Genomic DNA, 15,860 nt, shown 5'->3' with positions numbered 1-15,860 from the left:
GTCCGTACGGACTGTGCGCGCCTTCGTCATTGTTAGGTTTCAACTAAAATCCCGAACGCGTTCGTGACTTTTCTCGATGCTCTCGGTCAGGGAGCGTGCAGCAGTTGACCGATGGTAACGATTGTGTAAACCTCGTTAATTGACAGACCTGGCGGTTTGGGACACAACACACGGCGGACGGCGTTCGGGGCAACGCCGGCGTAGCCGAGTCTTCTACTGCGTCGCCAGGACCACGCTCCCACATCGAGAGAGCTACCTGTGGAATCGGCTGACTCGCTGGCCTCGACCTTCGACGTTTCGAACACCGCAACCCCCTTCCCGCTCACCGCGGCGCAGCGAGGTCTGTGGTTCGCGCAGCATCTGATGCCCGATGTGCCCATCACGATCGCCAACTACATCGACATGCGCGAGATGATCGACCACGACCTCATGCGCTACGCCGCGGCCCGCGCAGCTGCCGAGCTCGGCGCCGGATCGTTGCACCTCGTCGAAATCGACGGCGAGCCACATCAATTCGTCGAGGCCGCCGGCGCCGACAGTTCGGTGCAGGTCGATTTCTCGGGTGAGCCGGACCCCGAGCGGGCCGCCCTGGAATGGATGCGGGCCGAGTACTCCACTCCCGTGGACCTCGTCCGCGGACCTTTGATCAAGGCTGCGACGCTCCGAATCGACGCGCAGCGCACGTTCTGGTACTCGCACGTCCACCACATCGCCCTCGACGGTTACGGCGCAGTCAGGCTGATGAACAGGGCCGCCGAGATCTACTCGGCCATCGCGGTCGGGGACGAGCCGCCGCCCTCGAAGGCGGGGGCACTGGGCGATGTCTACGCCGCCGAGGACGACTACCGCCGATCCCCGCGCTTCGACAAGGACAGGCAGTACTGGCGCGACAAGACCCGGTTGCTGCCTGCGCCGGCGAACCTCACCGGCATCGTCGCACCTCCCGCGCCGCGGTCACGGCTGTGCGGTGGGCCGCTTCCGGAGACGGTCGAGCGAGCCTTCGCGCGAAGGGCCGAGAACTTGGGGACAGCGTTCGCGCCCATCGCCGTCGCAGCCGTCGCAGCGTTTCTGTCGAGGCTGACCGCCGACGACGACATCGTGCTGTCCCTGCCCGTCGCCGGACGCACGACAGCTCTCCTGCGTCGATCCGGCGGCATGGTGTCCAACGTTCTGCCGATCCGAGTGCGCGTCGACGCCGACACGACGGTGGCCGGGCTGATCGACGCCGTCCAGCTGGAACTGACGGGCGCCCTGCGCCATCAGCGGTTCCGCGCCGAAGACATCCGCCGCGACGCCGGAGCCTCGCAGGAGCACCGAGGTTTCTTCGGCCCGGCAATCAACATCATGGCGTACGAGACCTCAGTCCAGTTCGGTAGCGTCACAGGTCGTTTCAACGTCCTCGCGACGGGTCCGGTGGAGGACCTGTCGGTCAACATCTACCCACCGACGACGGCCGGGCCCGCTCGCATCGACTTCGAGGCCAACCCCAACGTCTACAGCGCAGAGATGTTCGAGGATCTTCATCGCCGGTTCGTTGCAATGCTCGCGCAGTTCCTCGCGGCAGACGCCGACGCCTCGGTGCGTGAGCTCGACGTTTTGGGCGGTAAAGAATCCGCGGCCACCGTCCCTGCGCGCGGGGGCCGCGCCGGTGAGCTCGTTCTCCTCCCCGACATCCTCGTCAGAGGCGCTCACTCGAGTCCGGACCGTATCGCGCTCGTCGAAGGCGACGACGCGGTCACCTACCGTGAATTGGACTCGCGCAGTAGCGCGATCGCCCGGGCTTTGATCGCCCGCGGCGCCGGACCGGGAACCGTCGTCGCTGTCGCTCTGCCACGGTCGATCGACTCGGTCGTCGCCTTCTGGGCCGTCGCCAAGACAGGGGCGGCGTTCGTCCCGATCGACCCGGCGTACCCGGCGGAGCGAATCGCGCACATGCTGAGCGACTCGGGGGCGTCGGTCGGTCTGACGTCGCAGTCGCGAGTGTCGCAGGGATCCGACACCGTCGCCTGGCTTGCCATGGACGACCAGCAGTTCGAGGCCGAATGGGCGGGCCGCGGCAACGAAGCCGTCACCGACGCCGATCGACGTGCTCGGCTCGAACCCGACCATGCCGCGTACATGATCTACACCTCGGGCTCCACCGGAACACCGAAGGGCGTGCTCGTCACGCATCGCGGTCTCGCACCGTTCACCGCCGATGCGAGACCCGAGCTGGAACTGACAGCCGAGTCTCGGGTTCTTCGCTTTTCGTCGTCGAGCTTCGACGCATCGATCTTCGAAATGCTTGTCGCGTTCAGCGCGGGCGCCACCATGGTCGTTGCTCCCGCCGATGTCTACGGCGGTAGCGAGCTGACGCAGCTGCTGGTCGATAGCTCGGTCACCCACATCGTCACCGCGCCCGCACTGCTGTCGACGGTCGAGGTGGAGAAGGTCGCGTCGTTGCGGTCGGTCGTGGTGGGCGGCGACGTCTGCCCGCCCGATCTCGTCGAGCGGCTCGCGGGGCACGCCGTACTGCGTAACAGCTACGGTCCGACCGAGTCGACCATCGTCGTCACGATCACGCGGCAGCAGACGGATCCGCGCGCCATCACCATCGGAAGACCGTTGCAGGGCGCGTCAGCTGTCGTACTGGATCGTCTGCTGCGCCCCGTGCCTCCCGGTATGACGGGCGAGCTGTATGTCGGCGGGCCGGGACTTGCTCGCGGCTACCACCGACGGCCGGGCCAGACATCGAACCGATTCGTCGCCGATCCGTACGGTTCGGGTTCGCGCCTGTACCGAACCGGCGACCTCGTGCGGTGGCGCGCAGACCGCACCGGCGGTTACGAGCTCGAGTTCGTGGGCCGCAGCGATTTCCAGGTCCAATTGCACGGCCTACGAATAGAACTCGGCGAAGTGGATGCGGTTCTCTCCTGGCACCAGTCCGTCGATTTCGTCGTCTCGACGGTGCGCCACGGCGACGGCCGCTCGGTGCTCGTTTCCTATCTGAAGATCAAGGCGGGGCACGAGTTCGACCGTGACTCCATCGTCGCGATGGGGTCGGAGTTTCTGCCCGCGCAGATGGTTCCCTCGCACCTGGTGCAACTCGACTCGGTTCCGCTCACCCCGTCCGGCAAGGTCGATCGATCGGCGTTGCCGGACCCACTGGCCCAGACGAACGCGATTGCCTTCCGCAGCGCGAGCAACCCTGTCGAGCAGGTCATCGCCGACGCAATGGCCGAGGTGCTGGGGCGCCCGTCGGTCGGGGTCGACGACTCGTTCTTCGCGCTCGGAGGCGACAGTATCGTCGCGATCGGGCTGGTCTCGCGTGCGAAGGCCGCTGGGGTCGAGTTCACGCCCCGCGACGTCTTCGAGCGACGCACGGTGGCGGCCCTCGCGGAGGTCGCGGTCAGCGGTGCCGAACGGGTGCGTCTCGACGAATTGCCTGGTGGCGGTATGGGTTCGATGCCGCTACTTCCCATCGCGCGCAGCGTTCTCGCGAGGGCGCAGCACCCGTCGGACATCGATTCGTTCTTTCAGGCGTTGACCGTGACGGCACCGGACGGCATGGATGTCGCCGGCCTCACGGAAGCCCTCGGCGCAGTGGTGGGCCATCACGACATGCTGCGAGCTCGTCTACGCGACGGCGCGCTCGAGGTGGATCAGACCGAGGACATTGCCAGCGGCCTGCTGGACGGGATCGTGACGCACGAAGACACCGACGATCTCCACGGCGTCGTCCGCCGGGCAGGGGCACGCCTGCGCCCACGCGACGGCGTGATGCTGCAGGCCGTACTCGTGACGAGCACCGACCGCAACCGCATCGTCCTGGTCGCCCATCACCTGGTGGTCGACGGAGTGTCGTGGCGGATCCTTCTTCCCGATCTGGCGACCGCGTGGGGGATGCGCGAAATCGGACCGGTGTTGCAACCGGTCGGAACGTCGTTGCGTCGCTGGGCTACCGCCGTCGACGAGCGTTCCGGTACCGACGCTTCGGCCTGGCGCGCGATCCTGGACGGGCACGACGTGGCCCTCGGCGCCCGGGCGCTGACCGAAGCCGATACCGGTGCGACCACCCGGCAGGTGGACTTGCAGGTGCCCGCCGATGTCACTGCCGCCGTACTCGGACCGCTGACGACGCTGTACCGCATGGGTCCCGAAGATGCACTACTGAGCGCGCTGACGATGGCGCTCACGCAGTGGCGTCGGGCGGAGTCGTACCTGATCTCGATCGAGAGCCATGGCCGAGACGAGAGTGCAGTGCCCGGCGCAGATCTCTCCCGTACCGTCGGCTGGTTCACCACCACCCATCCGGTCCGCGTGAGCATTCCGGTGGGCGCCGACGCGGCGTCCGCGACCAAGATGGTCAAGGAGCAACTTCGCGCCGTCCCGGCGCCTGTGCTCGCTTACGGTTTGCTCAGGGACAGAGGCGAACTGGACGCCTCGCCGAGCCCGCAGATCAGCTTCAACTACCTGGGCCGGATCGCAGCCGGACCGCCGGACGGGGCGTCCGACAGCACCGTGCAGGCGTGGCTACCGGATCTGTCGGTGTCGGCCGACGCCGGAAGCGGCGAGCGTTTGGTAACCGAATACGTACTGGACATCAACGTCGCCGTCTCCGCCGACATGCTGACCGCGCGCATCGGATTCCCGGAGGGCGTTCTCGACGCCTCCGAGGTGCACCAACTCGCAGATCAGTGGTCCACCGCCTTGGCAGAGCTTGCCGAACACGGCCGTAGCACCGGGGCTGCGGCTCTCACCCCCAGCGACGTACCGCTCGTCGAGGTAGCGCAAGACCGACTCGACCTGTGGCACAGCACGTTCGGTGCACTGACGGACGTGTGGCCTCTCACGCCGCTTCAGCGGGGCCTGCTGTTCCATGCAGACCTGACGCGCGACGGCGTGGACGTCTACACCGCGCAGATCGTGTTCGACCTCGGCGGAGACGTCGACGGTGAGCGACTGCGTCGGGCAGCGCAGCGACTGCTCGATCGGCACGACAACCTGCGGGCAGCGTTCGCTCACGACTCCCGTGGTCTTCCCGTCCAGGTCATACCGGCGCAGTGTGAGGTGCCGTGGCGTGAGGTCGACACCACCGAGCCGGAATCGCTGATAGCCGAGGAACGTTCGCGGCGCTTCGACATGGCAACGGCGCCGCTCGTGCGGTTCGCGCTGATTCGCAGCGGAACGCGCACGACGCTGGTGATCACCAATCACCACATCCTGTTCGACGGTTGGTCCATGCCGATCCTGATCAAGGAACTACTCGTCCTCTACGCAGCGGACGGTCCACTTCCGGTTCCAGTACGGCCGTACCGGAACTACCTCGCCTGGCTGACGGAACAGGGCGGTGACGCCGCGCTGACTCGCTGGACCGACTCGCTCGAAGGACTCAACGAACCGACGTTGCTCGCCGACACCTACTCGGGCAGTGCGGCACTCCCGCAGGATGTCCCCGTTCGGGTGGACGGTACGGCGCTCGGCACCCTGGCGGACGCGATGGCCGTCACGGTCAACACCGTCGTACAGACGGCGTGGTCGATCCTGCTGTCTACGTTGCTCACTCGCGACGACGTCGTGTTCGGCGCCACGGTGTCGGGCCGACCCGCGCAGCTGGCCGGTGCCACCGACATGGTCGGACTGTTCATCAACACGCTGCCGCTGCGCGTACGGACGAAGGTCACCGACACCGTCGCCGACCTCGCCCGCCGGATCCAGCGGGAACAGGTGGACCTGATGGACGCCCATCACATCGGGTTGGCGGAAATCCAGGCGGCGGCCGGACCGGGTGCAGCGTTCGACACCCTCGCGGTGTTCGAGTCGTATCCCGTCGATCACAGCGCCCTCGACCACGCCACCGACATCGCCGGCATGGCAGTCCTCGGTATCGACGTGGCCGACTCGACGCACTATCCGTTGACGCTGGTGACGGTGCTCGAGCCCACCCCGACCATGACGTTGCGCTACGCTCCCGGCGCCTTCACCGTCAGCCAGGTGACGACATTCGCCGAACGGCTACAGCGCATTCTGCTCGCCATGGCGGAGCGTCCGGACGGCTCAGTGACGCGCATCGACGTGCTCGGCGAGCTCGAGCGTCGGGCCGTCACCGTCGACTGGATTGCCACCGAGGTCGACCAGGGTTCGGAAACCCTCGTCGACCTGCTGGACGCCTCGGCTCTCGAGCACTCGGAGAACCCGTGCGTGAATTTCGACGGCCGGTCGCTGACATACGCCAACTTCGCCGCCCGCGTGCACTGCCTGGCTCGCTTTCTGATCTCGTGTGATGTCGGACCGGATTCGGTTGTCGCGGTCTCCATGCCGCGATCGATGGATCAACTCGTCGCACTGCATGCAGTCGTCCATGCCGGGGCGGCGTACCTGCCGCTCGATCCGACACTGCCCGTTGCTCGCATCGCCTACATGGTCGAGACGGCGCGGCCGTCGATGATCCTCTCTTCGGACGGTCCCGATACATTCGGCAGCTCGATACCGGTTGTCGACTCCGCCACGGTGGACCTGTCGGCGTTCGGCACCGGTCCCATCGCCCGCGCAGAACGATTGGGTGATGTGCACGGCGCGAGCACCGCGTATGTCATCTTCACCTCCGGCTCGACGGGCCGGCCCAAAGGTGTTGCGGTGTCGCACAGCTCGATCGTCAACCGGTTGCTGTGGATGCAGAGCACCTACCCCCTCCACGAGACGGACGTGGTGCTGCACAAGACACCGACCACGTTCGACGTATCGGTGTGGGAACTGTTCTGGCCGCATCTCACCGGTGCGCGCACGGTCGTTGCCGAGCCCGACGGGCACCGTGACCCCAGATACCTCTCCGAGCTGATTCGCGACGAGCAGGTCACGACGACGCACTTCGTGCCCTCGATGCTCGATCTGTTCCTCGAGCACGGCAACACCGCAAACTGCGCATCTCTGCGTCGGATCTTCACCAGCGGTGAGGCACTGACCCGCGCGAGCGTGCAGCGGACGCATCGCGCGCTCACCGTCGAACTGCACAACCTCTACGGACCGACCGAGGCCGCGGTGGACGTGACCTATCACCGCACCGACCCTGACGGCACCGGACCGGTACCGATCGGGGTCCCCGTGTGGAACACCGAGGTACGCGTGCTGGACCGCGCCCTTCGCACGGTTCCCATCGGAGCGATCGGCGAGCTGTACCTGTCGGGACGGCAGCTCGCCCGCGGCTACATCGGCCGACCGTCGCTCACGGCGGAGCGCTTCACAGCCGACCCGTCCGGTGACGGACGCCGGATGTATCGCACCGGCGACCTCGTGCGCTGGACCCTCGACGGCGAATTGCAGTACCTCGGCCGCAACGATTTCCAGGTCAAGCTCCGCGGGCAGCGACTCGAACCGGGTGAGATCGAAGAAGCGCTGCTGCGTGCACCCGGGGTCACCGCCGCGGTCGCTACCGTGCGCGGCACCGGTACGGCCGAACGACTCGTCGCCTATGTGTGCGGCACCGCGACGCCGCAGGACATCCGGCGGCATGCGGACACGGAACTACCCGCCTTCATGGTGCCGACGACGTATATACCACTGGACCGACTCCCGCTCGGCCGCAACGGAAAACTAGACCGATCCGCGCTGCCGGAACCGAACGAATCGAACGGTTCGACTGCGGAGACCGTTGCACCCTCGGGCGACACCGAAGCCGCGCTCGCGCAAATCTTCGCCGAAGTCCTCGGTGTCCCGGAGGTCGGCGTCACCGGTAGTTGGTTCGAGCTCGGGGGCAATTCGCTGACCGCGACGCAGGTGATCGCGCGCGCCAATGCCGAACTCGACGCAAACCTCGGTGTTCGAGATCTGTTCGACGCTCCCACCGTGCGTGGCCTGGCTGCCCGGCTGGCCGCGCGAACCGCGACACGATCGACAGGTCCGGCACTCGTCCGCGCCGCGCGGCCGCAGCGAATCCCGCTCGCACCGAACCAAAGTCGAATGTGGTTGCTCAACCGGTTCGATCCGGAATCCGGCGCGTACAACATCGCCGGCGCGGTGCGTCTGACGGGCGAGCTCGACTCCGACGCCCTCGTCGACGCGGTATTCGACGTCGTGGACCGACACGACGCGCTACGCACGTTCTACCCCGATTCGGGGGACGGCCCCCAGCAGGTGATCGTCGACTCCGACTTCCTCGACGTTCGCGTCACCGACACCACCGAGGACGCACTCACCGGCGCACTCGTCGTCCTCGCTGCTCGCGGTTTCGACGTCACCACCCGGCCACCGGTGCGGGCCGCCGTCTTCCGGATCGCCCCCGACGATCATGTGCTTCTCGTCGTGACACACCACATCGCCGCAGACGGCTGGTCCATGCGGCCGCTCGCCCGCGATGTGATGTTGGCGTACGGGTCTCGCGCCGACGGAATATCACCGTCGTGGGCGCCGCTCGACGTGCAGTACGCCGACTACGCACTGTGGAAGGCTGCAGCGCTGGGATCCGACTCGGACCCCGATTCGCTCGTATCGCGCCAGCTCGCGTACTGGACCGGGCAACTCGCCGACGTGCCCGAGATGCTGCCACTGCCCACGGATCGGCCGCGGCCCACAGTCGCGTCACACCGCGGCGAACGCGTCCCCTTCGACGTCGACGAGTCGACCCGCCTGGGCGTCAGGACACTCGCGGCGGCGTCGGGGACCACCGAGTTCATGGTTCTGCACGCCGCGCTGGCGGTAGTACTGGCCAGGCTTACCGGTGAACGCGACATCACCATCGGCACACCCGTCGCGGGTCGCGGTGACCGCGCGCTCGACGAACTCGTCGGCATGTTCGTCGGCACCCTGACCCTGCGATCCTCGGTCGACCCGGCGGCACGCTTCACCGAGCTGCTCGAGGCCGTCCGGGACACCGATCTCGCGGCGTACGAGCACTCGGATGTTCCGTTCGATCGCGTGGTCGAAGAACTGACTCCTGGGCGGTCGACAGCGCACCACCCGCTCTTCCAGGTCGCGCTGTCGTTGGAGGAACCGACTCCGACCGTCGAACTTCCCGGCCTCACCGTCGCACCGTTGCCTCCCGTCGGCGCCGTCGCGAAGTTCGATCTCGCAGTGGCCGTCGACTCAGTGGACCTCAGTGGGTTCTTCACTTACGCAACAGATCTGTTCGACAGAAGCACTGTCGAAATGTTCGCCGAGCACTATCGCGCCGTGCTGACCGCGGCGGTGACCGATCCCGAGATAGTAATCGGCGACTTACGTCTGACAGCCGGTCGCTCGACAGCAGGCGGCGTTCTCGTCGGCACCCCGGCTCTGCGTCACCGGACGCTTCCGGCGATCCTGTCCGCTGCCGTTGTGTCCTCGGCCGGGGGGCCGGCCCTCGTCGCCGGCGACGATGTACTGAGCTACCCGGATCTCGACGACACCTCGACACGCGTAGCCCGTCAACTCATCGCGCGCGGAGCGGGGCCCGAAACCTCGGTGGTCGTCGCACTGCCCCGCAGTATCACCGCCGTGACAATGCTGTGGGCCGTCGCCAAGACGGGCGCCGCGTACGTCCCGATCGACCCGACATACCCGCCGGATCGCATCGCGCACATGCTGGCCGACTGCGGGGCGACACTCGGCATCACCGACACCCTGACCGTCGGCGACGTGCACTGGATTCGTCCCGACGAGTTCGACACCGGGGCCGGTTCGGCGTTCCCGATCACCGACCGGGAGCGCAACGCAGAACTGCTGCCCCAACATCCGGCATACATCATCTACACCTCGGGCTCGACCGGCACGCCCAAGGGCGTGGTGGTCACCCACTCCGGTTTCGCCAACCTCGCGGCCGAGGTGGTCGAGCGACTCCGACTCGATCGGCACAGTCACACACTGCGTTTCATCTCGAGCAGCTTCGACGGCTCCATCTTCGAACTGATCGCCGCGGTAGGTGCCGGATCGACGATGCACATCGCACCGCCCGACGTGTACGGAGGCAAGGAGCTCGCCGCCGCGATGACCGGCGTCACCCATGCGTTGATGCCACCTGCCGCGGCCGCGACGATCGACCCCGCCGACGTTCCCGATCTGCGAGTCCTCGCCGTCGGAGGCGAAGCGCTGAGCGAAGAACTGTTGCGGCGCTGGGCCGATCGCGTCGGACTGTTCAACGTCTACGGCCCCACCGAAGCGACCGTGTTCACGACGATAGCGGGGCCACTCGATACCGCAACACCGATCCCCATCGGTGGTCCCATCCGCGGCGTCGATACGTACGTGCTGGACAGTCGACTGCACCCGGTTCCGCCCGGAGTGGTCGGAGAGCTCTACCTCGGCGGTGACGCGCTCGCCCGCGGCTACCGTGGGCTACCGTCGCGCACCGGCATCTCGTTCATCCCGAACCCGTTCGCGAACAACGGAACCAGGATGTACCGCACCGGCGATCGAGCGCGGCGCCGGGGCGAGATACTCGAATACCACGGCCGCACCGATCATCAGGTCAAGGTTCGCGGCTTCCGCATCGAACTCGGTGAGGTCGACGCAATCCTGACGCGCCACCCGGCGGTCGCGCAGTCGGTGTCGGACGTGCGTTCCGACAGCGTGGTCAGCTACGTCGTCCTCGGCTCGGGTGCCGACGAGACCGCCATCTCGGGCGTCGTCGAACACGCTCGCCGCTGGCTGCCCGCACACATGGTTCCCCGTGCGGTCACCGTGCTGGACACCTTTCCGACGACCCCGGCCGGCAAGATCGACCGCCCCGGGCTTCCTGACCCGATCTTCGCCGTCAGGGAGTTCCTCGCGCCCCGCACCGCAACGGAAGCCATGGTGGCCGAGGTGTTCGCCACCGTCCTCGGTACCCACAGGATCGGCGCCGACGACGACTTCTTCGATCTCGGCGGAAACTCCCTCGTCGCGACTCGGGTGATCGCGCGGATCAACGATCGCGCGGGCACCGCACTGGCCGTGCGCGCGCTCTTCGAGGCTCCGACGGTCGGGGCCCTCGCAGCGGTCGTGGACGCCGCGGAAGCGTCGACACTGCCTGCCCTCCGACCGGGCCCGCGTCCCGCGCGAATCCCGTTGTCGGCAGCGCAAACTCGCATGTGGTTGCTCAATCAGGCGGATCCGGCGTCGGCCGCGTACAACATCGCGCTGGCGGTACGCCTCACCGGAACGCTCGACGCCGACGCATTGACGGTCGCCGTTCGAGACGTACTGGAGCGTCACGAAACGCTGCGCACGGTGTATCCCGCGACAAGTGAACCACACCAGGTCATCCTCGGGGCCGACGATGTCGACCTCGACCTCGCGCCCAGCGATATCGACGAGCACTCCGTTCTGGGTGAGGCGGCACGCATCCTCGGTGTCGGCTTCGACGTCACCGCCGCGGTGCCGTTGCGGGGTGCGCTGCTTCGTACCTCACCGCACGAATACGTGTTACTGCTTGTCGTGCACCACATCGCCGCGGACGGTGTGTCGATGGGCCCGCTCGCCCGCGATGTCGTCGCCGCCTATGCAGCGCGATTGCACGGAGCCCCGGCACCATGGGATCCGCTGCCCGCGCAGTACGCGGATTTTGCGCTCTGGCAGGCCCAGGTACTGGGATCCGAGGACGACGCGAACTCCGTCACCTCTCGTCAACTCGCGTACTGGCGGGACCGACTCGCCGGCCTCCCCGACGTACTGGAATTACCCACCGACCGTCCACGACCGGCGGTGGCATCGCAGCGCGGGGCTCAGATCGGCTTCGAGGTCGACGCCGACGTGCTCTCGGCAGTGCGCTTGCTGGCCCACCGCCACAGCGCTTCGGTGTTCATGGTGATGAACGCGGCCTACGCGGTGTTGCTGGCCCGGTTGTCCGGCACCACCGACATCGCCGTCGGTACCACTGTCGCCGGCCGCGGCGCGGGTGCACTCGACGACGTCGTCGGCATGTTCGTCGGAACGCTGGTTCTACGCAACGAAGTTCGGCCGGACATCACCTTCGGGGAACTCCTGGGTGCGGTGCGCGAAACGAATCTCGGGGCACTCGAACACGGGGACGTGCCGTTCGAGAAAGTGGTCGAAGCGGTGCGCCCGGCGCGCGCGACCTCACACTCCCCGCTGTTCCAGGCCCTGCTGGGGTACGAGCCGAGCCGCCCGACTGGCATCGAACTACCGGGGCTGACCGTCTCGGAATTTCCGTACGAATCCGGGGTCACGCGCTTCGATCTCGCGCTGACGTTCACCGACACCGACGGGGTGCCGGCGGGGGGCATGAAGGGATCGCTGCGCTACAGCACCGATCTGTTCGACGCAGACACGGCCGAAATGTTCGCGGCGCGGTTCCTGACGATTCTGGGTGCTGCCACCCGAGCACCCGATCGACCCGTCGGCGACATCGACGTGCTGACCGGCGACGAGCGTGCGGCCCTCGTTCCGGTCGAGGGCCCCGCCGCGCAGACCCCGCGGACGCTGCCGGAACTGATCGACTCGGCGGTCTGCAGCAATCCCGACGGTGTGGCAGTGCGGTGGAACGGACGCAACCACACTTACCGTGAGGTCGACGAGTTGTCCACGCAGCTCGCACGAGTGTTGCTCGGCTACGGCATCGGTCCGGAAACCGTCGTCGCCCTCGGCCTTCCGCGCTCGGTGGAATCGGTGCTCGCCGTCTGGGCTGTCACCAAGACCGGCGCCGCCTACGTGCCCGTCGACCCGGCGTACCCGTCGGATCGATTGGCGCACATGGTGACCGATTCCGGAGCCGTCATGGGCATCACCGTTGCCGCGCACCGTTCGGCGTTGCCCGGGGGTATCAACTGGCTCGTGCTGGACGAGAGCGAGAACGCCGCCGAAATCGCACGTGCACCGCGCGCGTCGATCCGGCCCGAGGAGATCGGCGGAGTCGTCGACCTCGATACCGCCGCGTACGTGATCTACACCTCCGGCTCGACGGGTGTGCCCAAAGGCGTCGTCGTCGGACACCGCGGATTGGCCAACCTGGCTGCGTCCCGACGGGAACTGCACCGAATAACCTCGTCGAGCCGATTCCTGCACAACACGTCACCGAGCTTCGACATGGCCGTGGGGGAGATGGTGTCGGCGCTGTCCGCCGCGGCCACCCTCGTCGTCTCTCCGCCGGAAATACTCGGCGGCAGCGAGCTGGCCGACTTCATTCGCCGTGAAGCCGTCACGCACACGCTGACGACGCCGTCCGCGCTGTCGAGCCTCGATCCCAGCGGGCTCGACTGCCTCGAAGTGGTGTGCGTGGGCGGTGAAGCCTGCAGCCCAGAACTGGTCGCTCGGTGGGCCCCCGGCCGCGTGATGCTCAACGGCTACGGCCCCACCGAGGCGACGGACATCTCGACCCTCGGCCGGGTGACCCCGGATCGACCCGTCGACATCGGTTCTCCCATCCACGGATTCGCTGCACTCGTGCTCGACTCGCGGCTGCACCCCGTGCCCGTCGGAGTCCCCGGCGAGCTGTACGTCGCGGGTCCGGCGCTGGCGCGTGGCTACCACGGGCGAACGGGGCTGACGTCTTCGCGTTTTCTGGCAAATCCCCACGGGCCCGGTCGCATGTACCGCACCGGAGACATCGTGAGGTGGACACCCGACGGCCACCTACGGTACAGCGGTCGCAGCGACGCCCAGGTCAAGATTCGCGGCTTCCGCATCGAACTCGGCGAAATCGACGCAGCGCTGTCCACGCATCCGGCGGTCCACTTCGCGGTCACGCTCGGCCGTCCCGGCCCGGCGGGAGACACAGTCCTGGTGTCGTACGTGGTCGGTACCACCGACCACCGCAGCACCACCAGCAGCGTTCTACGTGATCACCTGCGTAAGAGGCTGCCCAGCTACATGATCCCGGCGGCGGTTGTCACCGTCGACACCGTCCCGCGCACCTCGACCGGCAAGCTCGACGTCGGCGCGCTCCCCGCACCGGAGTTCGGCTTTGCACGCGGTGAGCACCGGCAACCATCCACGACGACCGAACGGCTCGTCATCGAAGCATTCTCGGAGGTACTGGCAATGACCGACGTATCCGTCACGGACGACTTCTTCGAGCTCGGTGGGTCCTCCCTCAGCGCGATGCGAGTGCTGGGCACGCTTCGGGAGTCCACCGGCACAGCGCTTTCCCTGCAGGCCCTGCTTGCCGAGCCGACTCCCGAATCGCTTGCAGCCCTGATCGACTCGGGCGGCGACAGCGGATCGTCGTTCGACATCGTGTTCCCGATCCGGACTACCGGCCACGGTGCACCTGTTTTCTGCATCCACCCCATCGTCGGTCTGTCGTGGTGCTACAACGGGCTCACGCAGTACACCGACCGCCCGTTGTACGGCATTCAGACCCCCGGCGCCGCGGAGCTTCCCGAGTCCCTCGACGAGTTGGCCCAGCGGTACATCGACGAGATCGAGGCGCTCGCCCCCGAGGGGCCGTACAACCTCCTCGGCTGGTCGCTCGGCGGAACCATCGCTCACGCCATGGCCGTTCGGCTTCGCGCGCAGGGCAAGACCGTCGACTCACTCGTCATGCTCGACAGCCACGCCGTCCAACCCGAGGACGTCTGGGACGCAGACCTACCTGCCGCCGACCTGCTCGACGCCGTCGGGATCACGATGCCCGGCGTGAACGGGCAGCGCATCCGCCTCGAAGCACTGCCTTCGCTCGTCGCCGGCAGCGGCGCGGGCGAAGCACACCATGTCGAACGCCTCATCGCCGCAGCGCGGCACAACCACGAACTGGCGCTGCGCCACATTCCCGGCGTCTACGACGGCGACGTGCTGTTCGTCGGCGCTGGGCACGAACAACGATCGGGACTGACGACATGGCATCCGTACGTGCTCGGCGACATCTCGCACTACTCGGTGCCGCACACCCATTGGCAGATGACCTCGGCGCCCGCACTGCGCGCTGTCGGCCCCGTCCTCGCCCGGCACCTCGGAGCACAGGCATGAGGCGCCTCGTGCGCAGCCTCGCTGCCGTGACTGCCGTGGTCGCTGCGCTGGCCATCAACACCACTGCCGTGACCACGGCCGAACCAATTCGATCGACCGAAAACCCGACGGGAACTCTCGATCGCATCGAGCGGATCAGCGACCAACGGTGGGACGTCTTCGTCTACTCGCCCTCGATGGACCGGGTGATCCCACTGCAGGTATTGCGCCCGACGGACTTCTCGACCCCGCAGCCGACGCTGTACATGCTCAACGGCGCAGGAGCCGGAGAGGACGGCGCGAACTGGTTGCGGCAGACCGACATGCGCGAGTTCTTCGCCGACAAGAACGTCAACGTCGTCATTCCCGTCGGTGGATACCTCAGTTACTACACCGACTGGGAGCGCGACGACCCGACACTCGGCCGGAACAAGTGGCAGACATTCCTCACCCAGGAGCTGCCGCCCGTCATCGACGACGCCCTCGGCACCAATGGCGTCAACGCCATCGGAGGACTGTCCATGTCGGCGGGATCGGTTCTGGACCTGGCCATTCAAGCACCCGGTCTCTACCGCGGGGTGGCGTCGTACAGCGGTTGCGCGCAGACCTCGGATCCGTTCGCACAACAGTTCATCCGGTTCCTCGTCTCCTCGCGCGGCAACGGAAATGCCGACAACATGTGGGGCCCCGACGGCGATCCGCGTTGGATCCAGCACGATCCGTACGTCAATGCCGAGAAACTGCGGGGACTCGAACTGTTCGTCTCCAATGCAACGGGCCTGCCGGGGCCCTACGAGGTGCCCGGGGTCGTCAGGCCCGCAGGATCGCCCCCGCTGCCCGACCAGATCGTCCTCGGCGGCGCCATCGAAGCTCTGTCGAACGGTTGCGCGCTGCGTCTGCGAGACCGTCTGAACGAACTGGGAATTCCCGCCGACTTCGACCTCGGACACCCCGGAACGCACTCGTGGATGTACTGGCAGGACGCCCTCCGGAGCTCTTGGCCGACCCTGGAGAGGGCGCTGCGGTAG

The 15,860-nt window shown here is 67.1% G+C and carries 2 protein-coding genes; both read left to right on the top strand.

What is annotated here, in order from left to right; all coding sequences use genetic code 11:
* Positions 1 to 258 precede the first annotated feature (258 nt).
* Positions 259 to 14,853, top strand: a complete 14,595-nt coding sequence (locus WBQ44_RS04300; protein ID WP_495565498.1) for a non-ribosomal peptide synthetase — start codon at positions 259 to 261, stop codon at positions 14,851 to 14,853.
* A complete protein-coding gene (locus WBQ44_RS04295) occupies positions 14,850 to 15,860 on the top strand; it encodes an alpha/beta hydrolase (RefSeq protein WP_495565497.1) in 1,011 nt (336 codons plus the stop codon). The genes WBQ44_RS04300 and WBQ44_RS04295 overlap by 4 nt, the downstream gene beginning before the upstream one ends.

This window comes from Rhodococcus sp. (in: high G+C Gram-positive bacteria) (assembly GCF_049591685.1).
GTDB lineage: Bacteria > Actinomycetota > Actinomycetes > Mycobacteriales > Mycobacteriaceae > Rhodococcoides.
Note: the sequence above shows the minus strand (reverse complement) of the source record. Positions and strands in the feature narration are given on the sequence as shown.